The sequence below is a fragment of the Azospirillum brasilense genome, assembly GCF_003349955.1.
GTDB classification, from domain to species: Bacteria; Pseudomonadota; Alphaproteobacteria; order Azospirillales; family Azospirillaceae; genus Azospirillum; species Azospirillum brasilense_B.
In genome coordinates this window covers 18,834-40,031 of record NZ_QLKQ01000028.1, presented here as the reverse complement: position 1 = coordinate 40,031, position 21,198 = coordinate 18,834, and the positions used below count along the sequence as shown (strand labels likewise).

At 69.1% G+C, this 21,198-nt stretch carries 21 protein-coding genes; 12 read left to right on the top strand and 9 right to left on the bottom strand.

Annotated features, from left to right (window positions below; translation table 11 throughout):
- The first annotated feature begins 48 nt into the window (after nt 1–48).
- From DXK32_RS14285 to DXK32_RS14275, 3 genes are read left to right on the top strand one after another with little or no spacing between them, the layout of a single operon-like run.
- Nucleotides 49–1,296 (top strand): glycosyltransferase family 4 protein, encoded by a 1,248-nt coding sequence (locus DXK32_RS14285; RefSeq protein ID WP_247877149.1) that lies wholly within the window; start codon nt 49–51, stop codon nt 1,294–1,296.
- Nucleotides 1,289–2,260, top strand: coding sequence for a hypothetical protein (locus DXK32_RS14280; protein WP_247877148.1), 972 nt, complete (start codon nt 1,289–1,291; stop codon nt 2,258–2,260). The genes DXK32_RS14285 and DXK32_RS14280 overlap by 8 nt, the downstream gene beginning before the upstream one ends.
- Nucleotides 2,257–3,108 (top strand): glycosyltransferase family 2 protein, encoded by an 852-nt coding sequence (locus DXK32_RS14275; RefSeq protein WP_114859118.1) that lies wholly within the window; start codon nt 2,257–2,259, stop codon nt 3,106–3,108. Before DXK32_RS14280 ends, DXK32_RS14275 begins: the two co-directional genes overlap by 4 nt.
- A 23-nt stretch (nt 3,109–3,131) precedes the next feature.
- Here the strand turns inward: DXK32_RS14275 and DXK32_RS14270 are convergent, their stop codons facing one another.
- From DXK32_RS14270 to DXK32_RS14260, 3 genes are all read right to left on the bottom strand, one after another.
- A complete protein-coding gene (locus DXK32_RS14270; RefSeq protein WP_114859117.1) occupies nt 3,132–3,599 on the bottom strand; it encodes a helix-turn-helix domain-containing protein in 468 nt (155 codons plus the stop codon).
- A 120-nt stretch (nt 3,600–3,719) separates the two neighbouring features.
- Nucleotides 3,720–4,538: a colanic acid biosynthesis glycosyl transferase gene (locus tag DXK32_RS14265; RefSeq protein WP_114859116.1), complete on the bottom strand. Its 819-nt coding sequence runs from the start codon at nt 4,536–4,538 to the stop codon at nt 3,720–3,722.
- Nucleotides 4,535–7,588 carry an SLBB domain-containing protein gene (locus tag DXK32_RS14260; RefSeq protein WP_247877147.1) on the bottom strand — a complete coding sequence of 1,018 codons (3,054 nt, stop codon included), beginning with the start codon at nt 7,586–7,588 and terminating at the stop codon, nt 4,535–4,537. The genes DXK32_RS14265 and DXK32_RS14260 overlap by 4 nt, the downstream gene beginning before the upstream one ends.
- Nucleotides 7,589–7,770: 182 nt before the next feature.
- Between DXK32_RS14260 and DXK32_RS14255 the strand changes: the two genes are divergently transcribed.
- Nucleotides 7,771–8,424, top strand: a complete 654-nt coding sequence (locus DXK32_RS14255) for a putative metalloprotease CJM1_0395 family protein (RefSeq protein ID WP_114859114.1) — start codon at nt 7,771–7,773, stop codon at nt 8,422–8,424.
- Nucleotides 8,425–8,448: 24 nt separating this feature from the next.
- Here the strand turns inward: DXK32_RS14255 and aguB are convergent, their stop codons facing one another.
- The gene (gene aguB / locus DXK32_RS14250) at nt 8,449–9,345 is read right to left on the bottom strand and encodes an N-carbamoylputrescine amidase (RefSeq protein WP_114859113.1); all 897 of its coding nucleotides are present in this window, start codon (nt 9,343–9,345) and stop codon (nt 8,449–8,451) included.
- Between the two features lie 393 nt (nt 9,346–9,738).
- Here aguB and DXK32_RS14245 point away from each other — a divergent pair, with 393 nt between their 5' ends.
- Entirely contained in the window at nt 9,739–10,233 is a 495-nt protein-coding gene (locus DXK32_RS14245) for a MarR family winged helix-turn-helix transcriptional regulator (protein WP_247877146.1), read from the top strand.
- 39 nt (nt 10,234–10,272) lie between these two features.
- Here DXK32_RS14245 and DXK32_RS14240 read toward each other — a convergent pair whose 3' ends face one another.
- Nucleotides 10,273–11,583 (bottom strand): pentapeptide repeat-containing protein, encoded by a 1,311-nt coding sequence (locus DXK32_RS14240; protein WP_114859111.1) that lies wholly within the window; start codon nt 11,581–11,583, stop codon nt 10,273–10,275.
- A gap of 285 nt (nt 11,584–11,868) precedes the next feature.
- Here DXK32_RS14240 and DXK32_RS32175 point away from each other — a divergent pair, with 285 nt between their 5' ends.
- Nucleotides 11,869–12,015: a hypothetical protein gene (locus DXK32_RS32175; protein WP_162801183.1), complete on the top strand. Its 147-nt coding sequence runs from the start codon at nt 11,869–11,871 to the stop codon at nt 12,013–12,015.
- Nucleotides 12,016–12,049: 34 nt separating this feature from the next.
- Here the strand turns inward: DXK32_RS32175 and DXK32_RS14235 are convergent, their stop codons facing one another.
- The 3 genes from DXK32_RS14235 to DXK32_RS32170 all read right to left on the bottom strand — a co-directional run bounded on the left by DXK32_RS14235 (nt 12,050) and on the right by DXK32_RS32170 (nt 13,934).
- Nucleotides 12,050–12,274: a ChaB family protein gene (locus DXK32_RS14235; protein WP_114859110.1), complete on the bottom strand. Its 225-nt coding sequence runs from the start codon at nt 12,272–12,274 to the stop codon at nt 12,050–12,052.
- A 256-nt stretch (nt 12,275–12,530) separates the two neighbouring features.
- Nucleotides 12,531–13,373, bottom strand: coding sequence for a helix-turn-helix domain-containing protein (locus DXK32_RS14230; protein ID WP_114859109.1), 843 nt, complete (start codon nt 13,371–13,373; stop codon nt 12,531–12,533).
- 300 nt (nt 13,374–13,673) lie between these two features.
- Nucleotides 13,674–13,934, bottom strand: a complete 261-nt coding sequence (locus DXK32_RS32170) for a hypothetical protein (protein WP_162801181.1) — start codon at nt 13,932–13,934, stop codon at nt 13,674–13,676.
- Between the two features lies 1 nt (nt 13,935).
- On the opposite strand from DXK32_RS32170, the gene DXK32_RS14225 reads away from it, so the two are divergent.
- The 5 genes from DXK32_RS14225 to DXK32_RS14205 all read left to right on the top strand — a co-directional run bounded on the left by DXK32_RS14225 (nt 13,936) and on the right by DXK32_RS14205 (nt 18,906).
- Nucleotides 13,936–15,468 carry a Do family serine endopeptidase gene (locus tag DXK32_RS14225; protein ID WP_247877145.1) on the top strand — a complete coding sequence of 511 codons (1,533 nt, stop codon included), beginning with the start codon at nt 13,936–13,938 and terminating at the stop codon, nt 15,466–15,468.
- A gap of 104 nt (nt 15,469–15,572) precedes the next feature.
- Nucleotides 15,573–16,331, top strand: coding sequence for a glycosyltransferase family 2 protein (locus DXK32_RS14220; RefSeq protein WP_114859107.1), 759 nt, complete (start codon nt 15,573–15,575; stop codon nt 16,329–16,331).
- 30 nt (nt 16,332–16,361) lie between these two features.
- Nucleotides 16,362–16,685, top strand: coding sequence for a lipid-A-disaccharide synthase N-terminal domain-containing protein (locus tag DXK32_RS14215; protein ID WP_114859106.1), 324 nt, complete (start codon nt 16,362–16,364; stop codon nt 16,683–16,685).
- Nucleotides 16,682–18,367, top strand: coding sequence for an ArnT family glycosyltransferase (locus DXK32_RS14210; protein ID WP_114859105.1), 1,686 nt, complete (start codon nt 16,682–16,684; stop codon nt 18,365–18,367). The genes DXK32_RS14215 and DXK32_RS14210 overlap by 4 nt, the downstream gene beginning before the upstream one ends.
- A 155-nt stretch (nt 18,368–18,522) precedes the next feature.
- Nucleotides 18,523–18,906 carry a hypothetical protein gene (locus tag DXK32_RS14205; RefSeq protein WP_114859104.1) on the top strand — a complete coding sequence of 128 codons (384 nt, stop codon included), beginning with the start codon at nt 18,523–18,525 and terminating at the stop codon, nt 18,904–18,906.
- Here the strand turns inward: DXK32_RS14205 and DXK32_RS14200 are convergent.
- Entirely contained in the window at nt 18,878–19,846 is a 969-nt protein-coding gene (locus DXK32_RS14200) for an ROK family protein (protein ID WP_114859103.1), read from the bottom strand. The two genes, DXK32_RS14205 and DXK32_RS14200, sit on opposite strands and share 29 nt — an antisense overlap.
- Before the next feature lie 255 nt (nt 19,847–20,101).
- Here DXK32_RS14200 and DXK32_RS14195 point away from each other — a divergent pair, with 255 nt between their 5' ends.
- Nucleotides 20,102–20,893 (top strand): hypothetical protein, encoded by a 792-nt coding sequence (locus DXK32_RS14195; protein WP_114859102.1) that lies wholly within the window; start codon nt 20,102–20,104, stop codon nt 20,891–20,893.
- Nucleotides 20,894–21,198 lie beyond the last annotated feature (305 nt).

The window sequence follows — 21,198 nt, the reverse complement described above, 5'->3', positions numbered from 1 at the left end:
GGAAATGCATACTTATGCGTGTTTAATTATTTCCGTGGTCATTCTTCCGTGGAATCGCCGTCCATTCTGTTCCTAAACCGCGTGTTTCCTCCGGACAAGGGGGCGACCGGGCGTTGTCTGTCCGATCTGGCGCAGCGGATGGCGGCGATGGGCTGGCGCGTCACCGTCGTCGCGGACGGCGACGGCCCCAGCGACGCGCCGCCCGGCGTCACCGTGCGCCGCACCGGTGAGCGGCGCGCGCCGGAGTCGGGGGAATCGGCGGGAGACGCGAAGCTGACCACCCGCGGCTATCTGGCTGCCGCGGTGCGGCTGGTCCAGCGCGCGCTGCGCCTGCCGCGGCACGACGTCGTGGTGACCATGACCGACCCGCCGCTTCTGGGGTGCGCCGGGCCGCTGATCGCCGCCCGCCATGCGGCGGCCTCCCTTCATTGGAGCCAGGACGTGTTTCCGGCCCTGCTGCCGGTGCTGGGTGTCCGCTTCCCGGAACCGCTGATGCGGATGGTCGAGCGGACCAGCGTCCAGGCGCTGTGCCGTCAGGACGCGGTTGTGGCCATCGGGCGCTGCATGGCCGGACGGCTGGCGGCGGCGGGTGTGCCGGCCGAGCGCATCACCGTTCTGCCGAACTGGCCCGATCCGCGCATCCGGCCGATTCCGCGAGCCGACAACCCGTTCCGGCAGGTGCATGGGCTGGGCGATCGTTTCACCGTGGCCTATTCAGGGAACATGGGGCTGGCCCACCCGATGGACGCCGTGCTGGACGCGGCGGCCCTGCTGGCGCGCAGCGACCCCGCCGTGGCGATTCTGCTGATCGGGGAGGGGCGGCGGCGAGGGGCCATGGCGGAGGCGGTGGAGCGGCGCGGGCTGACGAACGTGCAGTTGCTGCCGCTCCAGCCGCCGGACCGGCTGGCCGAAAGCCTGTCGGCGGCCGATCTGCATCTGGCGACCATGGACCCGCGGGCCGAGGGGCTGCTGGTGCCCAGCAAGGTGGCCGGTGTCCTGGCGGCCGGTCGGCCCTGCCTGTTCCTCGGGCCGGCGGGCAGCGATGCGGCGGCCATGCTGGAGGGCTGCGGGCAAAGGCTGGCACCGGACGATGCGACGGGGCTGGCCGCCGCAATCCGGCGCTACGAGCAGGATCCGGTCCTGTGCGCTGCCCAGGGAAGGCGGGCGCTGTCCGTCGCCGCGGCTTGGGACGCCACGGCGGCGGCGCGGCGCTTCGCGGCGCTGGCGGACGGGCTGCGCCGGGCGAAGCGGCGTGGTGAGGCCGTTCTGCCGGAGCGGAGTCTGCCCCATGCCTGACGGCATGCCGTTGCGCCGCTCTCCATCGGAGGCTGGAGCCGCGAAGTCGGGGCGACGGCTGCGCCGCTTCGCGTGGACGATGCGCGAGGGGGGCCCGATCCTGCTCGTCGGAGCGGCGCTGGGCGTGGTGGTGTCGGTGACCGCCTTGCGACTGGTGGTGCCGCAATACACCGCCGTGATGGTGATCGGGCCGACCGCGCGCGTCGGTGCGGCGGCCATGGGGGCGCGGCTGCCCGTTCTGACCGGCCGTGAGACCGCCGCTGCCGCGTCGGAACCCGGTCCGGGGGACGAGATCCTTTCGGATTTCGCGCGCTACCTCCAGCTTTTCACCTCCATTCCGGTGGCGGAGCGGATGATGGCCGATCCGCTGCTGTTGCGCGGCCTGTTCCCCGACCGCTGGGACGAGGAGGCGGGAGCCTGGCGCCCCGCGCCCGGACCCACGGCCTCCGCCAAGCGGCTGTTCCTCGCGCTGGTCGGCCGGTCGGACTGGGTGGAGCCCGACGCCGAACGCGTGGCGAGCGCGCTGCGGGAGCGGCTGACCGTCGACATGGTGGGCAGCGGGCCGATGCGGCGGCTGCGGCTGCGCCACGCCGACCGCGCCATGGCCTTGCGGCTTCTGTCCGCCGCCGCCCAGGCGACCGACGCCCATCTGCGGGCGGAGGCGTCCCGCCGCAGCGCCGCGCAGATCGCCCACGCCCGCGCCCGTCTGGCCGGAATCACCGTGGCCGAGCACCGCCGCGCCCTGGCCGACCTGCTGTCGGAGCAGGAGCGCATCGCGATGATGATCGAGGTCGATCTGCCCCTGGCGGCGGACGCCATCGAACCTCCCGCCGCCGCGCAGCGCCCGGACTGGCCGAACCCGCTGACGGTGGTGCCGATGGCGGCGCTGGCCGGGCTGGTGGCCGGGGCGATGGTTGCCAGCCTTCGGCGCCTGTGGCGGGCCGGAGGGGAGGGAAGGCCATGATCCCCGTGTCGGTCGTGGTGATGACCCGCAACGAGGCGGTCAATCTTCCCCACTGCCTGTCCGCGCTCGACCGGTTCGCCGAACGCTTCGTGGTGGACAGCGGAAGCACCGACGGCACCCCGGCCATTGCGGCGGCGGCGGGCGCGCGGGTGGTGCCCTTCCAATGGGACGGGCGGTATCCGAAGAAGAAGCAATGGTGCCTGGACCAATTGCCGTTCGGTCAGGATTGGGTGCTGTTCGTCGATGCGGATGAGCGGCTCGGCGGTGCTCTCGTGGAGGAGATCGCCACGCTGATGGCGACGGGGCCGCGGCACGCCGGCTATTTCATCGACGGCCGTCCGGTGTTTCTCGGCCGGCGTTTGCGCTACGGCGCGGGCAACCGGAAACTCGCCCTGTTCGACCGCCGCAAGGCCCGCTTTCCGCCGGCGCCCGATCTGGATGTCGCCACCATGTGGGAGGTGGAGGGGCATTACCAGCCGGTGATCGCCGGCACCGTCGGGCGGCTGCGGCACAGCCTGGATCACGCCGACGACAAGCCGGTCGCCGCCTGGTTCGAACGGCACGCCCGCTACGCCGACTGGGAAGCGGCGTTGCGTTCGGATGGGCGGATGAGGGAACTGATCGGGCTGGAAATCGGGGCGCGGCGATGGCTGAAGAGTGGCTTCAACCGGTTGCCAGCCCGCCCGCTCCTGGCTTTTCTGTATGGGTATGTTTTGCGGCTGGGCTTTCTGGACGGCGGTCCGGGGCTCCAGCACGCGCTGGCCCGGTCCTTCTACTACTGGCAGATCGGTGTCAAGATCGCGGACGCGAGACGGCGGGCCGGGCTTCCCGCGTCCACCAACGACTGAGGGCCGGATGGCGGTGCCGTGCCTTACACCGCCTCGTCCAGGGCGCGCTCGCCGCCCAGAGCCTTGAGCAGGTCGAAGGTGCGCTTGCGCACGGAGGCGTCTTCGATGCGGTAGTAGGCCCGCACCAGCTCCAGAGTCTCGCGGCGGGCCATCGACTCGAACTCCTCCGTCTCGGACGGCGGAACGTCGGGTGACGGGGTGGCGATGTGCTCCGGCGACGGCATGTCTTCGAAGAAGTAGCTGACCGGGACGCCCAGAACCTGCGACAGGTTGAACAGGCGGCTGGCGCTGATGCGGTTGGAGCCCCGCTCGTACTTCTGGAGCTGCTGAAAGGTGATGCCGACGGCCTCGCCGAGTTTCTCCTGGCTCAAGCCGAGGAGGGTCCGGCGCAGGCGCAGCCGGGCGCCGACATGGATGTCGATCGGATTGGGCCCCTCGCCACGGCGTGACAGCGTGTGAGCGGGTGATAGCTTGGATTTCGTGGCACTCATAATAGACCCTCAGTATGGAGGTGGCGCACGCCACCAGGGAAATTGGTTAGGTCAGAAAGTAAATTCTATGCAACTTTTCGTGCGCATCAATAGCTAGATGCGTGAAACAGTCGTCAAAGCTTATGAAAGAAATGATCGTTCATTTGGTGAGAAACGATATTTCGCGTAAAGCCATGGAATTGTCTGGCGCAGGGTAAGGGCAAGCCATTGTAATGCCCATAATGTTGCGTTGGCCGTCCAGCCCAGCCCAAGCAACTCGCGACGGATGACCGCCTGCTCCCGGCGGCCGCGCGCGGGGTCCTGCTGGGACCGTCCGCCGGGGGCGAAAATGCATACTGAAAGTGGCAAGCGGCGCGCCGGGACCCCTCGCCCCAGGACCATCAGGGTGAACGCATAATCGGCGGCCAGCCCGTGACGCAGATCGAATCGCACATCGGACAGACCCGCCAAACGATAGACCATGGCTTGGTGGTGCGTGAACATGCCCAGCAGGGCGTGGCGGTGCGACCGTGCCCGTTTGATCATCAGCCGTCCGCCGGGCTGTTCCTCCAACGCGTCCCCGTAGAACAGTCCGGTGTCCGGATGGTCGGACAGGATTGGAAGAAGCCGCTCCAGAACCCGCTCGTCGGCCAGACGGTCGCCGGCGTTGAGAAAGAGAACATGGCTGTGGTAGCGCGAGCTCGCGGCGATGGCGTCCAGGGCGACGTTCATGGCGTCGTACAGGCCCAGGTCGGGGGATGAGCGCCACCAGGCCGCTTCCGTCCCGTGGCGGGCCAGCCAGCGCGCCGTCCCGTCGCTGGAGCCTCCATCGGCCACGAACCAATCATAGGCCGGCATGGTCTGCGCACGCAGGCTGGCACGGGTGGCGAGCAGACCGCTCCGGTCGTCGCGGACCACCGTGACCACGGCCAGCCGGACCCGCACCGCCGCGTCCGTCATTCGGAGATCACCGCGATGGCCGCCGCCGAGATGGCGAGTTGGCCGAGGATGGTCCCGATGTTCTTCGAGAACTCCATCAGATCGAAGGGTTTCGGGTCGCGCGGCACGACGATGGACGAGCCGGGCGGGATCGCCGTGATCGTGTGGTTCCAGGAGGACAGGGAGAGCGGCTGGGCCCGTCCGTCCGGCAGAACCAGGAAGATGCGGGCGTCGTCGGCGTTGCGGGTCGCTCCTCCCGCCTCCCGAAGATAGGCTTCGGCGGTCTTGCCGCTGACGAACTGCGCGGCCGTCGGGTGCAGAACCTCGCCGGTCACGATGACCGTCAAAGGGCGTTTTGGGATGAGGACGCGGTCGTCCGGCTCCAGAAGCACGTCCAGCTCGGGCCGTTGGCGCAACACCTGGGGGTCGGCCTCGACCACGATGCGGCCCAGCGGTTCGGCACCGCGCAGTTGGGTCGCGAGCTGTCGGGCCAGCCCGACCACGTCCGAGCGCGCGGCCTCGCCTTTCTCGACCTCCTGCACCATCCAGCGCTCCAGGTCGCGGGCCTGCTGATCGAACCAGGCGCGTTCGCGCTTGCGCTCGCTGTCGCGCAGGAAGCTGGTCCCGGCGGGATAGGCTTCTTCCGTCAAGCCACCGGCCCGGTCGATCAGGGACGAGAGCGTCTCGCCGCGCGCCACGTCGTAACTGCCGGGGCGGCGCACCGCGCCGGAGATGGTGACGGCCCGCGCCTCCAGCGCCTGCGGCGCCGGGTTGATGCGCAGGCTGTCCCCCGGATGCAGCGCCATCCGGGCCGACGCTCCGTCGCGCAGGTCCAAGCGGCGGCGCTGGCCGGCGGCGGTGGTGATCTCCAGGCTTGAGGGATCGGCGGTCGCGGTGGGGCCGCCGGCGGTTGCCAGCAGGGCCTCGACGGTTGCCGTCTCCGCCACGGGATAGGTGCCGGGGATGCGCACGGCGCCCCGCACCTGCACGCCGCGTTCCCGCACCAGCGCCGCGACGCCTTCGGGGAGCGGGGGGCGGGCGTCGGCGGGTTCGGTGTCCGTTGGCGGCGTCCGGGGAGTGCCATCCTTGTCGGAAAGGCTGGTCAGCGAGCGGACCTCGGCGTTGGAGAGCAGCCACACCCGATCACCGTCGGCGAGCTTGCGGTTTGCCTGTCCGGAACTCACCTCCTGCGGTGAGAACGGAAGCAGACGAAGGGCCAGGGCGCGGCGGTCGAAGCGCTCGACGACGCCCAGCAAGGGGTAGACGTCCCGCATCAGGGCATCGCCGCCGGTCAGCGCGTCGCGCAGCGTGGCGCCCCCGGCCAGGGGGCGGACGCCGGGGCGGCGGGCGTGACCGGTCAGTTCATAGACGGGGGTGTCCGGTTCCAGAATTCCGCCCGCCGCTCCCCGGCGGCGCTGCGGCCCGCCTCCGGTAAAGGGGGCGTCGTAAGCGCCGGATTCCGCTCCCCCGGCCGCCAGGGCCAGTTCGGTCACGCTTTCCCGCCCGGCGGAGGGATAGAAGCCGGGACGGGGGACGCCGCCCATCAGCAGGGAGGAATGCTCCAGCGCGAAGACAAGCAGGTCCGGAACGGCGTCGAACAGAGGCGGGCAGGGCGTCCGACCGCCGGTGAGTCCCGCTGCCGCCCGTGCCTGGGGGCCGCTGGCGAGCGGCCCGTCCGGCTGCGCCGTCAGCGCGCGGGCCAGCACCACCAGCCCGCGGCACGCGTCCGGGGCCGGCTCGCGAGCGCCGCGCAGCAGCTCCAGCACCGGTTCGGAGGTCAGGAAGTCGACGTCGTCCGCGCCCAGAACGTAAAGAACGTCGCCCTCGGCGAGGGGGCGGCGGTCGCGGCCGTTGAGGACGGCCCCCAGATCGACCGCCCGCAGAACGCGCGAACGGCCACCGGGACGGGCCGAGGCCAGCACCGCGAAGGGAAGGTAGGGCGCGGGCCCCAGATCCGCCGCCGTGACCAGGGCCGTCATGGTCGGGGTGCGCTCCAGCGCCCGTGGGCCGGGACGCAGCACATGGCCGTCCAGCCGCAGGTCGCCGCGCCGATCCTCGCGACGCGGCGCCAGCAGCAGCAGATCGCCGTCGCCCAACGGGGTTGCGTCGCTGTCCGACAGCTCCTCGGTCTGCTCCTCGCCGTTGGGCCCGATGGCGTAGCGGAGCGCCCGATGCGCACCGGGCCGCAGCAGGCCACCGGCCATCTCCTTCGCGGCGGCGGCCGGCAGGCGGTCCTGACCGGTCGGAAGCTCATAGACGCCGGGGCGTTTCAACGGACCGGCCAGCGCCACGGTGGGGCCGAGCGGCGGCACGAAGATGCGGTCGCCGTCGCGCAGGCGGACGCCGGCACTCCCGCCGTCCCCGGTCATGAACAGGTCGTACAGGTCGACGGGAAACCCTGCGGATGGGACGTCTCCGGCGGCCTGGGCGCGGAACAGGCGGATGCGGCGCAGGGATCCGTCGCGGGTGACGCCGCCCGCCGCCGTCAGGGCGTCGATCAGCGTGGCGAAGGCACCCACCTCCTGTCGGCCCGGACGCGTCACGGCGCCGGTCACCAGCACGCCGATCCGCCGGATCTCGGTCACCGAGACATAGACCTCGGTGTCGGGAAAGGAGGCGGTCACGGCGCTCGCCAGCTGGGCGCGCAAGTCCGCCAGGGTCAGACCCTGGGCCACGACGGGCCGAACGTCATCGGCGGTGAGCAGCCCCGCCGCGTCGATGACGTGGCGCTTGCTGGAGGATTTCTGGCCGCGCAGGGTCACCAGAAGTTCGTCGCCCGGTCCCAGCGTGTAGTCCGCCTGCACGCCGCCCGATCCGTCCCGCCGCGGCGGTTCCGCACCGAACTGGTCGTAACCGAACTGCCGAAGGACAGCCCCCGCCCGTTCGCTGTAGGCGGCCTCGATCGCGGACAGGGCTTCCGGGGGCGGGGGCTGTCCTTCGGCGGGCTTCGTTTGGGGTGGCAGCGCGAATGCACGGCCGTGGAGCGCCGGAGGGGGCGGTTCCGCGGCCGAGGCGGCGAGCCCCCCGACGATCGTCGCCAACAGCACCAGAAGAGCGAGTGTTCTGCGCAAGGAGTCACACATGGATTGTGGTGGTGCCGCAAAACGGCACCATTCAGGTCGTTCACTCCGGGTGTTATGAATACTATTGCGTGCGTGTTCGTGAAAAGGCAACGGCCAAGCTGCGTTGCCGCGCCGGCCCATGGCGTGTAGACTGCGGGGCATCGCGTGGTGCGCGCAGGAGCCGCGAGCCCATGGTTGCCGGTGTATCGTCCAGTGGCGTTTATGGCGTGCCGCTCCTGCGGCCCGGCCAGCCGGCGCGTGACCGGAGCGACCAGGACGGCGCTCAGGACACCGCTCGAAGCGGCACGGGGCGCACCATCGCCGGCCAGCCGGCCACGCTGACCGACGATCAGCAGCGGCAGGTCCAGGAACTCAAGCGCATCGACGCCAGCGTCCGCCAGCACGAGGCGGCGCATCAGGCGGCCGGCGGTCCCCACGCGGGTGGCGCCACCTTCACCTTCACCCGCGGGCCGGACGGCAAGAACTATGCGACCGCCGGCGAAGTGCAGGTGGATGCCGGCGCGGAGAGCGACCCCGAAGCCACCGTCCGCAAGATGGACACGGTCAAGGCGGCGGCCCTGGCCCCGTCCGACCCGTCCGCGCAGGATCTGCGCGTCGCCCAGCAGGCCGACGCCGCCAAGATGCAGGCGCAGCAGCAGTTGCGGCGGACGGATTCTGGATCGGGTGCACAGAACGGCGGTTCGTCCGACCGGCAGGACGGCGGCGACGAAGCCGCGATGGCGACAAACACGGCCGCGCCGGCGCTGGCGGCGCGCGGCGCGGCGGCTTACGCGTCGGCCTCCGGCATCGGCCAGCGCATCGGAGGCGCCGGCATCATGGTCTGACGACGGACGGTCCGGTTGCGGGGATCAGCGGCGGACGGGGGACTCGCCGTCGAGGGTCAGCAACGGGCCGTAAAGCTCCGGCCGGCGGTCGCGGAAGATGCCCCAGGACGCCCGCTGGGCGGCGATGCGGTCGAGGTCGAAGCTGGCGGTCAGGACCGTCTCGCTCTCCCGGTCGGCCTGCGCGACCAGTTCCCCGGTCGGCCCGGCGATGAAGGACGACCCGTAGAAGGTGATTCCGCAGGTGTCCCCCTCTTCCCGGCCGATGCGGTTCGAAGCGACCAGCGGCATCAGGTTGGCCCCGGCATGGCCCTGCATGACGCGCGTCCAATGGGCTTGGCTGTCCAGCGAACCGTCTTGGGGCTCGGACCCGATGGCGGTGGGATAGAACAGGATTTCCGCACCCTTCAGAGCCATGGCGCGGGCCGATTCCGGAAACCACTGGTCCCAGCAGATCGCGCAGCCGATGGCGGCGTAGCGGGTCTTGTACACCTGGAAGCCGGTGTCGCCGGGGTTGAAGTAGTATTTTTCCTGGTAGCCGGGGCCGTCCGGGATGTGGGACTTGCGGTAGACGCCCAGCACGGTGCCGTCCGCGTCGATCATCGCCAATGAATTGTAATAGGCGTTCCGTGCCCGCTCGAAGAAGCTGGTGGGGATGACCACCGACAGTTCGCGGGCGAGCGCGCTCATCCGCGCGATCACCGGGTGATCCTCAAGCGGCTGGGCGAGGGCGAAGAGATCCTGCTTCTGGTCCTTGCAGAAATAGGGCGTTTCAAACAGTTCCTGAGGCAGGATGATCTGGGCGCCGCGCGCCGCCGCGTCGCGCACGAGGCGTTCGACGCCGTTCACATTGGCGTCGCGGTCCCAGCCGCAGGCCATCTGGGTCGCCGCGACGGTGACGGTGCGTCCGGTGCTGGGGCGCATGGGATGATGCTCCTGTGCTCTTGCGTGGTGCTGTGCCGTGTTAACGGGCGGATGGCCGGGCGCGCAACCCCATCTCCGCCCTGTCACAAACCTTTCAAACGCGCCCTTGTTTCAGAGAGGGGCAGCGCTCTTGACGCAGTCGTTGCGGCGCACGGGCGCGCAACGTCAAGATCATACGCGTAAATATGAAAATCTGCCCGTCAAGAGTCGCGCTTTGGTTACGTGATATATTATTTCATGCGCTGGAAATTTATATCCTCAATCCCTTTGCGATTTTTCCGAGAGTGGATATGATCGGGCAAGTTGATTTTGTCCGCTGCGCCGCACCACGACCTGACGGACGTCTGCCGAGAGATTGTCGTCATGGTTGGGCGTTTCAAGAGACAGGAACCAATGGTCGCCGAACCGCACAGGGAGGATGCCGAAGGGCTTTCCCAGTCCGGGGCGACCCTGCCGCGGGCCGTGCGCGAGGCGCACCGTGCCATCGCGCGCGCCCTGCAACTCCGCATCGCCGATCATGGCGTCAGCATGGGGCAGTGGTATTTCCTTCGGGCCCTGTGGGAGGAGGACGGGCTGACCCAGCGTGAACTGAGCCAAAGGGTCGGCATGATGGAGCCCACCACCGTGACCGCCCTGAACAATCTGGAGCGGTGCGATCTCGTTCAGCGGGTGCGCAATCCCCACGACCGGCGCAAGGTGAACATCTACCTGACACCGAAGGGGAAGGCGTTGCGGGCCGACATCCTGCCCTGCGCCGAGGAGATCGAGGAGGCCGCCGCTCAAGGCATTTCCCCGGACGAACTGGCGCTGGCCGTCAGCGTGCTGCGCCGCGTGTCGGCCAATCTCGGCACTCTGCCGCCCATTGGCGGGGACGATGACCTGGGATGACGGACGCCGCGCTTGTCGTCCCTTGACCGGCCGTTCCGCTCAATCGTCCAGATCGGGTGGCGGCGGCAGGCTGGCGCCGGTCAGGTTGGCGCCGGGGAAGCGCGCGTCGCGGATGTTCGCGTCGCTGAGAATGGCGCCGGTCAGGTCGGCGTTGGAGAAGTCGCAGCCGGCCAGGTTCGCCCCACGCATGTTGGTGCGGATGCAGGAGGCGCCGGTGAAATTGCTGCCGGTCAGATTCGCCGCCCACAGGCGGCCGGTCGGCCGGCCGTCCGGACCCTTTATATCGACCCAGCCGATGCCCGCCCCGTCGAACCGGGCCCCCGAGAGATTGGTGCCGCGAAGCGTCGCCCCGTCGAGGATGGCGCCGCTGAAATCGCTGCCGGTGAGGTCGGCGGCGGAGATGTCGCACATGATGAGCAGGGAATCGCGCATTTTGGCGCCGACCAGCCGTACCCCGCGCAGATTGGCGCCGGACAGATTCACGCCGTGAAGGTCGATGTGCGACAGGTCCGCCCCGCTGAGGTCGGCGCGCGTCCCCATGGCGCCGTTGGTGTTGATCCAGGTGTAATGATTGTGCAGCGCTTCCTGGATCTGGATCGAGAAATTCTCGGCGGAACGCGCCATGTTGGCGCCCGTCGTGTCCGCCCCGGCAAGGTCCGTCCCCTCCATCTTGGCGCCCTGGAGGTCGGCGTTGCGCAGGTTGGCGCCAGCCAGCACCGCGCCGTTCAGGTTGGCGTCGCGCAGGGTGGCGCCCTGGAGGTTGACGCCGGACAGGTTGCAGCCGCGCAGGTCGGCACGGGCGAGGTTGCAGTTCTTCATGGTCGAGCGCATCAGCGTGGCCCCGGCCATCAGCGCGCCTTCGCAATCCGCACCGTTCATCGACACGTCGGTCAGGTCGGCGCCGGACAGGTTGGCGTTCGACATCAGCGCGTCGTCCAGGTCGCTGCCCGACAGGTCGGAGCGCACGAAGTCGAGTCCCTTGCTGCCGTTCGCCCCGTTTCCGCCATACAGCAGCGCGCCGCCGCGCAGATCGGCCTCCTTCAGGATGGCGCGCTTCAGCTTGGCGCCGCGCAGGCGGGCGCCGCGCAGATCGGCCCGGTAGAAGTTGCAGCCGGTCAGGTCGGCCTTGGTCAGGTGGGCGGCGAACAGGTCGGCGTGGCTGAGATTCGCGTTGGACAGGTCGCAATGGGCCATGTTGGCCCCCGACAGCTTGCCTTGCGTCAGCTCCACCCCGGCGAGATTCGATCCCTCCAGGTTGGTCATGGTCAGGTTGGCGCGGGTGCCGCCCGACCGGTTCTTCAGCCAACGCTCGTGCTTTTCCAGCACGGCGACCAACTCATGTGGCGTCATGACACCGTCCGACGATCGGCCCGTTCCCGGCGCTAGGGGAGGTGGGCGCGGTTACTCCAGCGCTTTGGCAGTGTCATAAGATATTCTGGTTTATTTGTTAACATGCCGTTCCGTTGCCGGTCGCAATGCGACGTCGGATCGGCCCGCCGCGGAGCGGGACGTCGGCAAGGCCACACGGGTGATCAAGGTCGATGCCGACATTGATCGGCTTGAGCTGGAAGCGCCGAGCCTGCGGTTGCCCCGGCGGGCCTGCTGGTGGAAACGGCTGTCACGTCTCCGTCCTGGATGGGCGAGACGGTGCTCGGCATGATCCGCGACGTGGTGGCCGCCCATGACGAACAGGATGCCGAACGGGCCGGGGATCACCCCGCGAGCGTGGCAGAAAACATCCGCTGCATCGTCCGGGGACGTCTGCCGTCCGAGGAGCGGTAGGCGCGCAAAGCGCGCCCATCGCGCTGTCGGCGCTTCAATGCTTGGGGCGCCAGCCGCCGCCGTCCGGTTCGTAACGCCGCCGGACCGCGGCCCAGGCGACCTTGTGGGCCAGCCGCTCACGCTGCAGGGCCTGGCGGGCCTCCGGCGACCGGCACGCTTGCCAAGTGTGGTTGAAGGCCGACCGGTAGATGTCCTGTGCGTGCGGCGGCAGGCATCGCTTCACCGATTCGGGCAATTCGGTGTTTCGGCGGAAGGTCATCGGGCGTTCCTCCGGCTTATGTTTGCTTGGTTGCCTCCAGTATACCCGCCATTCCACTTGAGTCCGTAGGGTTTTTTCCTGCGGCGTTGGAGGTAGGCGGTGTCGGCGAACGGCCTAGACCAAAGGTCTGAAGTCAACGATGGCCAAAGGTCCAAAACCAACGATCCGGGCATAAAAAAAGCCCATCCCCAAATTGTGGGGAAGGGCTTTTTCGTAACCCGAGCAGCGTTGCGACGACCCGTTCTGATGGCCTGCCTTACGGCGTGCGGCGCGCGGTGCGGTGCGCCGGGATCGGAATTGGCCGGATCGCCTGCTCTTCGCGGCGGCTGGCCGACATGTCGATCTCGATGCGGGCCAGGGCCTTGCGCAGTTCGTGCACCGCTTCCGACAGCGTCTGGATCGACGCTTCGCCCGGTTGCTGGCGCCAGCCGCGGTAGGCGTTCAGGCAACCGCGTGCGGTGTCGCGCAGCCGGGCCTCGACGGCATCGACCGGCGGGGGATTGGTGCCGGCCGGGCGGCTTCCGTCGGCGGAAGCGGGCTGCGGAGCGGTTTGGGCCGGGGCCGCCGTCGACTGGACGGGGGCCGGCTGAACCGGGGCCGGCTGGGCAGCCGGCTGCGGCTCCGGACGGTTGAGGCGCAGGGTCTCGGTCTGAGCCGGAGCGGACGGCTGCGCCGGCGTGGACTGCGCAGCCGCAGCCGGGGCGGCGGCCGATGCAGCCGCCGGAACCGCCGTCTGGGCGGCCGGGGCCGCAGCCGGGGCGGCGGGGCGGCGCGCGGGCTTCACCGGTGCCGGTGCTTCCGGAGCGGCAACCGGAGCGGGCGGCTCCTCGGCCATGGCGTCGCCGGCCGGCGCTTCCGCGGCGGCATCGCTCGCGGTGCCCTCTTCGGCCGGCACGTCCTTCTCGCCGGCCGCCTCGCCGGCCGCTTCGGCCTTGCGGATGATGTAGGAAATGGCGCTCGGCGTGCATTCGAATTCACGCGCGATTGCCGACAGGGTAGCGCCGGAACGGTAACGCTCAAGAATCTGCGGCCACGCCGACTGGGGGATTCGTCCGCGCTTCTTCGGAGCCTCCGGTTCGGACCCGGTTTCTGCGTTCATTATGTCGCTCGGTTGCCAAAGTGAATTTTGAGTCATGCGTACGCTGCTTGGGCCGTATCGCGCGCCTTCTGACGCAGCGGCACGCGGGCGCGTGCACGGGCATCACGTCAGGAGCCGTTTTTGCGTGCGATGTTGTCGGTACCGATGAATATCGGGAACTTGCTGGGAAAATGCCAGAAGAACTTTGCGCCGCATGGAAAAATTGCGCTTAGGCGGGTTGCCGGAGCTTTAGTCCGAAGGCCGGATTGCCTTGCGGTGCTGATCCCGCGAACCGCATAGGAACATCCGCGGACGAGTATTTTAAAAACTGTATTTCACGAATCGGTCGTGCCGGGGACGGTTGCAAAGAGGTTTGAAAATCCGCGGCGGGCCGGAATGCGTTGCGGAGCGTTCTGTTGACATGAAGCGCCCCTTTTCATGGCGCGCGCTGTCCGACAGGCGGAGTTTCTTCATGCCGCATTCCATCGATCGATTCCGGCCCCGGTCCGGCCCGGTCCGGCGCCCAGCCGGATTGAAGACCGGATTGACGAGCGGATCTGCATCGCGCTCGGCGGTGCCCACCGTGTCCGCGGGCCTTGTCGCCGCCATCCTGGCATTTTCGGCACCGGCCTTCGCGCAGGACGGGGGCGGAACCGCCGCCCCGGCCCAGGCCCCGGCTGCGCCCCCGCTGGCGTCCGTCCTGCCGCCCAACGCGCCGCCGACCTTTGCCGATCTCGCGGAGAAGCAGCTGGACGCGGTGGTTTTCATATCCACGACGCAGGCGCCCCCGCAGGGCGGTCCGCAGGCGGGGCCGCGTGGACCGGAGCTTCCGGGATTTCCGCCGGGTTCGCCTTTCGAGGAGTTCTTCCGCGAGTTCCGCGACCGGCAGCGCGGCCAACCGCAACAGCAGCAGGCGCCGCGTCCGACCGCGGCATTGGGTTCCGGCTTCATCATCGACCCGGCGGGCTTCGTGGTCACCAACAGCCATGTGGTGTCCGAAGCGTCGGAGATTTCCGTCACCCTGCACGACGGCACGAAACTGCCGGCGAAGCTTGTCGGCGTGGACGGGCCGACCGACCTCGCCGTTCTGAAGGTCGACAGCAAGAAGCCGTTGGTCGCCGCCCCCTGGGGCGACAGCGAGGCGCTGCGGGTCGGCGACTGGGTGGTCGCCATCGGCAATCCCTTCGGCCTGGGCGGGTCGGTGACCGCGGGAATCCTGTCGGCGCGGCAACGCGACATCCAGCAAGGGCCGTACGACGACTATCTGCAGACCGACGCCTCGATCAACCGCGGCAATTCCGGCGGTCCGCTCTACAACCTCAACGGCGAGGTGATCGGCATCAACACGGCGATCTATTCGCCGACCGGCGGGTCGGTGGGCATCGGCTTCGCCATCCCGTCCTCCATCGCCCGTCCGGTCATCGAGCAGTTGCGCGACCATGGGCAGGTGCGCCGCGGCTGGCTGGGCGTCCAGGTGCAGAGCGTGACCCCCGACATCGCCGAAAGCCTGGGCATGCAGGAGCCGGCGGGCGCCCTGGTGACCAGCGTGTCGCCGGAGGGGCCGGCGGGGAAGGGCGGTGTCCGGCAGGGCGACGTCATCACCCGTTTCAACGGCGAGTCCATCGAGCAGATGCGCGAACTGCCGCGCGTCGTCGCGGCGACGAAGATCGGCTCCGCCGTGCCGTTGGAACTGGTGCGCGAGGGCAGGGCCGAAACCCTGACCGTGACGGTCGGCGAGCTGGAGCCGCAGGAGCAGGTCGCCCTGTCCGGATCGAGCGGTGCGCCGCGCCCGGAGACGACGATCGACAGCAAACAGGTCCTCGGCCTGACCCTGTCGCAACTGACCCCCGGGCTGCGCGACAGCTTCTCCATCAACCCCGACGTCGAGGGCGTGGTGGTGACCGAGGTCGGCGACGCCAGCGCCGCCAGCGAGCGCGGCATCGAGGCCGGCGACGTCATCGTGGAGGCCGGGCAGGAGCCGGTGAAGACGCCGGAGGATCTCAACCGTCTGGTCGACGACGCGCGCAGCCAGGGCCGCAAGACCGTGCTGATGCTCCTCAGCCGCGACGGCGACCTGCGCTACGTGCCGATGCCCATCGAAGACCGCAAGGGCTGAGGGCGGCCTGGGACTGTCCCCTGGGACTGTCCCAACCTTTTCCTCTACCGTTTGCCGGGCGGCGGGAGTAATTTGCCCGCCACTTGGCGAATGGGATTAATCCAGTGAGCGTAGATTCCGAGGGCCGTCCGCCCGTGCGGCTGTCGGTCGTGGTTCCGGTCTTCAACGAGGCCGAAAACGTCCTTCCCCTTCTCGAAGAGATCGAGCGCGCACTGTCTCCCGCCGATGTGCTGGGCCGCGCCTTCGAGGTGATCTATGTGGACGACGGGTCCAGCGACGACACGCTGACGCGCCTCGCCCCGGTGGTCGCCGCGGGCCGTCTGCGGCTGATCCGCCATGTCCAGCGGTCCGGGCAGAGCGCGGCCGTTCGAACTGGGGTCAAGGCGGCGCGCGGGGAGTGGATCGCCACCCTCGACGGCGACGGCCAGAACGACCCCGCCGACATTCCGGCCCTGTTCGCCCTGGCCGCCAAGGGCGGGCCGGACGCGCCCGTGCTGGTCGGCGGGCTGCGCAAGAAGCGGCAGGACACGCTGTCCAAGCGTCTGGCCTCGCGCTTCGCGAACGCGGTGCGGCAATCCTTCCTCCAGGACGGCTGCACCGACAGCGGCTGCGGCCTGAAGCTGTTCCGCCGCGACGCCTTTCTCGATCTGCCCTTCTTCGGGGCGATGCACCGCTTCCTTCCCGCCCTGTTCCGGTCGCACGGCCATCCGGTGGCCTACGTGCCGGTCAACCACCGCCCGCGGGAACGCGGCGTGTCCAAATACAACAACTGGCGCCGCGGGCTGATCGGCGTGGTCGATCTGCTGGGCGTCTACTGGCTGAAGCGGCGCACCGCGCTGTCTGCGGCGGTCGAAGACCGCTGAACCCTTCCCCATCCCGACCGGTCCCGCCCGATGCTCGAACGCGCCATCGCCTGGTACCAAAGTCAAAGCACCGCCGACCTGATCTGGGTCGGCGTCGGCTTTTTTGCGCAGGCGCTCTTCATGATGCGCTTTGTCGTCCAATGGATCGCCAGCGAGCGCGCCCGGCGCAGCATCGTGCCGGACCTCTTCTGGTATTTCTCCATCGGCGGCGGGGTTCTTTTGTTGGCCTATTCGATCCAGCGGGGTGATCCGGTGTTCATGTTCGGGCAGGGGCTGGGCCTCATCATCTATTTCCGGAACCTCTATTTCGTCTTGAACAACCGCCGGAACGGCGGCGCGGCGGGCACGCCGTGAGCGCGGTGCCCAACGCCGCTGGCGGCCGCCTGCCGGTCCTGGCCTATCTGGCGCTGGCGGTGATCAGCGTCCTGCTGTTCCTGCCCGGCTTCTTCGATCTGCCGCCCTTCGACCGCGACGAGGCGCGCTTCGCCCAGGCGTCCCACCAGATGCTGGAAAGCGGCGACTATGTGGACATCCGCTTCCAGGACGAGGCGCGCCACAAGAAGCCGGTGGGCATCTACTGGCTGCAGACCGCGGCGACCCGGCTGGTCGAAGGGCCGGGCGGAGTGCCGAAGGAGATCTGGACCTTCCGCATTCCCTCGCTGCTCGGGGCGGTTCTGGCGGTGCTTGCGACGGCCTGGACCGGGGCAAGGATGTTCGGCGGGACGGTCGGCTTCCTCGCCGGGCTGATGATGGCCTCCTGCGTCGTGCTGGGCGTCGAGGCGCGCATGGCGAAGACCGACGCGGTTCTGCTGTCCACCATCGTGATCGGGCAGGCGGCCCTGGCCAGCCTCTATCTGAACCGCCATGCGGAGCGGTCCGGCTGGGCGGCGCCGCTCGCCTTCTGGATCGCCGCGGGTGTCGGCATCCTCATCAAGGGGCCCATCGTCCTCCTGGTGTCCGGCACCACGGCGCTGGTTCTGGCGCTGCTGGACCGCCGGGCCGGCTGGCTGAAGCGGCTGCGCCCGCTGGTCGGCCTCGCCATCGTGGTGGCCATCGCGGCGCCCTGGCTGATCGCCATCACGGTGAAGACCAAGGGCGCCTTCTTCGCCGAGTCGGTCGGCCACGACATGATGGGCAAGGTGGTCAGCGGGCAGGAAGCGAAGGGCTTGCCGCCCGGCTACTATCTGGGCACCTTCTGGGTGACCTTCGCGCCCTGGTCCTTCCTGGCGCTGCTGGCCGTTCCCTGGGCGTGGCGTCACCGCAAGGGCGGCGGGCCGGTGGCGGACGCCGTGCGCTTCTGCGGCGCCTGGATCATCCCGAGCTGGCTGGTGTTCGAGGCGGTGCCGACCAAGCTGCTGCATTACACGCTGCCGGTCTTCCCGGCCATCGCCATCCTCACCGCCGCCGCGGCGCGTGAGCATTTTCTGCGCCGCGCCGACGCGCCGCGCTGGGGCCTGTTCTCGGTCGCCACCGTTCTCGGGGCTGTCGGATTCGGCGCGCTGACCATTGCGGTCGCGGTGATTCCCTATCTGGTGGAGGGACGCGTCGATCCGGTGGCGGTCGCCATGCTGCCGGTGGTTCTCGTGCTGTACGCGCTGGCCGTGCGCCTGTTCGCCCAGCGCCGGGAAACGCAGGGTTTCGCGGCGGCGGTGGCGGCGGCGGCGGTGCTGTACGCTGGCACCTACGGCGCGGTCCTGCCGGGGATCGACGGCGTGTGGATCAGCCGTCAGGCGGCGCGGACGGTCGCGGCGGTGCGTCCCTGCACCGACAGCGTGGTCGCCTCCGCCGGCTATTCGGAACCGAGCCTCGTCTTCCTGCTGGGCACCGACACGCTCCTGACCCATGGGACGGGCGCCGCCGCCCATCTGGCGGAGAACCCGTCCTGCGGGCTGGCCCTGGTGACCGACCGCGAGGAGGCGGAGTTCCACGCCGCCCAGAAGGGGGTGGAGGCGGTGCCGCTCGGCCGCTTCACCGGCTTCAACTACAACACCGGAAAACGGCTGACCCTGACGCTTTACGGCGCGGCGCGGCCCTGAACGAACCGGAATGGGGTGTCCTCCTGATAGAGGGTGCCGGATGGAAGCTGCGGGCTGAGTAACCCGCCTCCTCCCTGGACATGCGCGGCCGCATCCGGCGGAATCGGTCTTCCACACGCAAAAGGATGGAAGGCCGCCGTGTCATGCTTCGAACGATGACTGTAGCGACCCTCGCGGTGCTGGCCTTTGCCGCGCCCGCCGAAGCGCAAAGGCAGGAATACCCCTCCTGGGTCTATGAGGAGATGGTCCCGACCGGTCCCTACATGCGCCGCATGGAGGAGGCCCAGCCGATTCCCGGACCGCGGCCGTCCCACTGGGGCGCCATGGGCAACGGCGAGCAGTTCCGCGCCGGTTCGCGCGGTTACGGCACCGATCCGGCCCGCGCCGCCCCTTCCTACTCCCGGACCAATTCGCTGACGCCGCCGGTTCGCGACGGGCGTGGCGCCGCCGCGGCGGCGCGGCGTGGCGGTGGTGGCGACAACGTGCCGGGCACCCCGCGCGAGGTGACGCTCAATCCGGAGTACAATTTCGAGCGTTGACCGTGGCTTCCTCGGGCCGCCACAGCCAAGCGGCCCCGCGGACCCCGCTCGAATCGCCGTGGACGGCGCGGCGGACCGGCGTGTCCAGACGGTCCGTGAAGGCCCAGCGGGCGATGGCCGGGGGGAGGGCGTCGTAAAGGAAGTCCAGGTTGGACAGCCCGCCGCCCAGCACGATCACGTCCGGGTCCAGGACATTGACGATGCCCGCCAGCCCGCGCCCGAGCCGGTCGACCAGCCGGTCGAGGGTGGCTCGGGCCGTGCTGTCTCCACGCTTCGCCTGTGTGGCGATGGCCTCAGCGGTCAGTTCCACACCGGTGACTTGGCGGTGGTCGGCGGCGACCGCGGGGCCGGACACGAAGGTTTCCAGGCAGCCGGACTTGCCGCAGTAGCAGGCCGGACCGGGCCGCTCCGCGTCGGTGGGCCAGGGCAGGGGGTTGTGCCCCCACTCGCCGCCGATGGCGTTGCGGCCGCCCAGAGGACGGCCGTCCACGACGATTCCCGCCCCGCAGCCGGTGCCGAGGATCGCCGCGAAGACGACGCCGCAGCCGGCCCCGGCGCCGTCCGTCGCCTCCGACACGGCCAGACAGTTGGCGTCGTTCTCGACCCGCACCGGCCGGCTGAGCGCCGTGGCCAGGTCACGATCGAAGGGCTTGCCGATCAACCAGGTCGAGTTGGCGTTCTTCACCAGCCCGGTCGCCGGGGAGATGGCGCCGGGGATGCCGATCCCGACGGTGGCGTCCGCCGCCCCCGTCGCGCGTTCCAGCCGCGCCACGAGATCGGCGACGGTCCGCACCGTCGCATCGTAATCGCCGCGCGGGGTGGGGACGCGGATTCGGGCACGCTCCTCGCCGGCCGTGCCGAGCGCGATCCCCTCCGTCTTCGTGCCGCCGAGGTCGATGCCGATGCGGATGGCCGGGAGGGGGCCGCCGGTGCTTTTCATGGGAAAATGCCCTGATCTGTGGCCCGCGTCACAGACGGACGCCGGTGCTGTTGCAATACTGGGAAAGACCGGCACCCCGCAAGCCAAGCAACCGCCGGGCCTTCCGACGACGGTCAGGCCACAGGTTGGGACAAATGGTCTTCGCCGGGGCGATATGGGTTGACCGTCTGTCGGGATCTTGTAGAACCAGCGAAGGAGAGGGCGTGATCCGTCGGATTCCGCCCGTCAATCAGGGCCACCGGAGCCGGACCAACGATGAATCGCCAGCGCGCCGCCCATCGCATTCCTTCCTTCACCTTGCGCAGCGCCGCCGCCGTCGGCCTTGCCGTGCTGTTCGCCGGCGCCGCGCTGCCGGCCGCCGCCAAGGAGGCGGCGAAGCCGGCTGAAAAGACGGCTGCGAAGGCCACCGCGAAGCCGGCCGCCGCGAAAAGCACCGCGGCCAAGAGCACCGCCACCAAGCCCGGCGCCTGCTACAGCCGCGCCGAGCACGCCGCGGAGCAGACCATCCGCATGCACACCGAGATGATGGTGGTCGGGCTGACCTGCATGCAGGTCAATCCTGAAAAGAAGCCCTTCAACCTGTACCAGGACTTCACCGTCAAGAACCGTTCGCTGATCTCCAACTCGGAAGCGTCGATGATCGACCACTTCCGCAAGAAGGGCGGCGGCAACGCGACGCGGCAGTTCGACATGTTCCGCACGGAACTGGCGAACGAAATCAGCCGCCGCGCCGCGGTGATCGGCACCGGGCTCTATTGCGCCAACTTCGTGGACCGCTCCAAGGCGGCCATGGACTTGACGGCGGACGACATCCGCGTCCTGACCGGCGATGAAAAAAGCGCCGGCCTGATGCATTTGTCGTCAAAGCCGCTGTGCGACGTGCAGGTCGTCAGCAACCCGGACGTGAACTACGACGTCGCCCAGGCCCCGGCCTCGCGCAGCGGCAGCGCCGCCGCCGCCTCGAAAGCGACCGGCAAGGCGACGGCCAAGGCCCCCGGAAAGCCCAAGGAGCCGGCGAAGGCGCAGGTCGTTTCCGCCAAGCGCTGACCGGCCAGTATCGATGGTGATGCCGGAGGTCATAGACGGACCGGCATCACGCATCGCAGCATTGGCACAGTTGTTGCGAAACCCTCTTCACCACAGTGAAGAGGGTTTTTTTATGCGGTGCATTCGCTATGGTAGAAAGCAAGCGCAAAGTTCACGGAACTGACATGAATCGATATTGCAAATTCTCGGAAAATTGGTATTACCGCAGATAGAGTGCGGGTTTGCCCTCTTGCTCTGTTGAGAGCCGCTGGGCTAACGTTCCGCTCACACAACAATCTTGGCCCCGCGCTCTAAAGCACGGGTAA

Excerpts from the sequence above, each read along its gene's own strand:
- DXK32_RS14280 (WP_247877148.1), top strand. The coding sequence starts at position 1,289 with ATGCCTGACGGCATGCCGTTGCGCCGCTCTCCATCGGAGGCTGGAGCC.
- DXK32_RS14275 (WP_114859118.1), top strand. The coding sequence starts at position 2,257 with ATGATCCCCGTGTCGGTCGTGGTGATGACCCGCAACGAGGCGGTCAAT.
- DXK32_RS14270 (WP_114859117.1), bottom strand. The coding sequence starts at position 3,599 with ATGAGTGCCACGAAATCCAAGCTATCACCCGCTCACACGCTGTCACGC.
- DXK32_RS14265 (WP_114859116.1), bottom strand. The coding sequence starts at position 4,538 with ATGACGGACGCGGCGGTGCGGGTCCGGCTGGCCGTGGTCACGGTGGTC.
- DXK32_RS14255 (WP_114859114.1), top strand. The coding sequence starts at position 7,771 with ATGGTTGCCGGTGTATCGTCCAGTGGCGTTTATGGCGTGCCGCTCCTG.
- aguB (WP_114859113.1), bottom strand. The coding sequence starts at position 9,345 with ATGCGCCCCAGCACCGGACGCACCGTCACCGTCGCGGCGACCCAGATG.
- DXK32_RS14245 (WP_247877146.1), top strand. The coding sequence starts at position 9,739 with ATGGTCGCCGAACCGCACAGGGAGGATGCCGAAGGGCTTTCCCAGTCC.
- DXK32_RS14240 (WP_114859111.1), bottom strand. The coding sequence starts at position 11,583 with ATGACGCCACATGAGTTGGTCGCCGTGCTGGAAAAGCACGAGCGTTGG.
- DXK32_RS32175 (WP_162801183.1), top strand. The coding sequence starts at position 11,869 with ATGGGCGAGACGGTGCTCGGCATGATCCGCGACGTGGTGGCCGCCCAT.
- DXK32_RS14235 (WP_114859110.1), bottom strand. The coding sequence starts at position 12,274 with ATGACCTTCCGCCGAAACACCGAATTGCCCGAATCGGTGAAGCGATGC.
- DXK32_RS14230 (WP_114859109.1), bottom strand. The coding sequence starts at position 13,373 with ATGAACGCAGAAACCGGGTCCGAACCGGAGGCTCCGAAGAAGCGCGGA.
- DXK32_RS14215 (WP_114859106.1), top strand. The coding sequence starts at position 16,362 with ATGCTCGAACGCGCCATCGCCTGGTACCAAAGTCAAAGCACCGCCGAC.
- DXK32_RS14205 (WP_114859104.1), top strand. The coding sequence starts at position 18,523 with ATGACTGTAGCGACCCTCGCGGTGCTGGCCTTTGCCGCGCCCGCCGAA.
- DXK32_RS14200 (WP_114859103.1), bottom strand. The coding sequence starts at position 19,846 with ATGAAAAGCACCGGCGGCCCCCTCCCGGCCATCCGCATCGGCATCGAC.
- DXK32_RS14195 (WP_114859102.1), top strand. The coding sequence starts at position 20,102 with ATGAATCGCCAGCGCGCCGCCCATCGCATTCCTTCCTTCACCTTGCGC.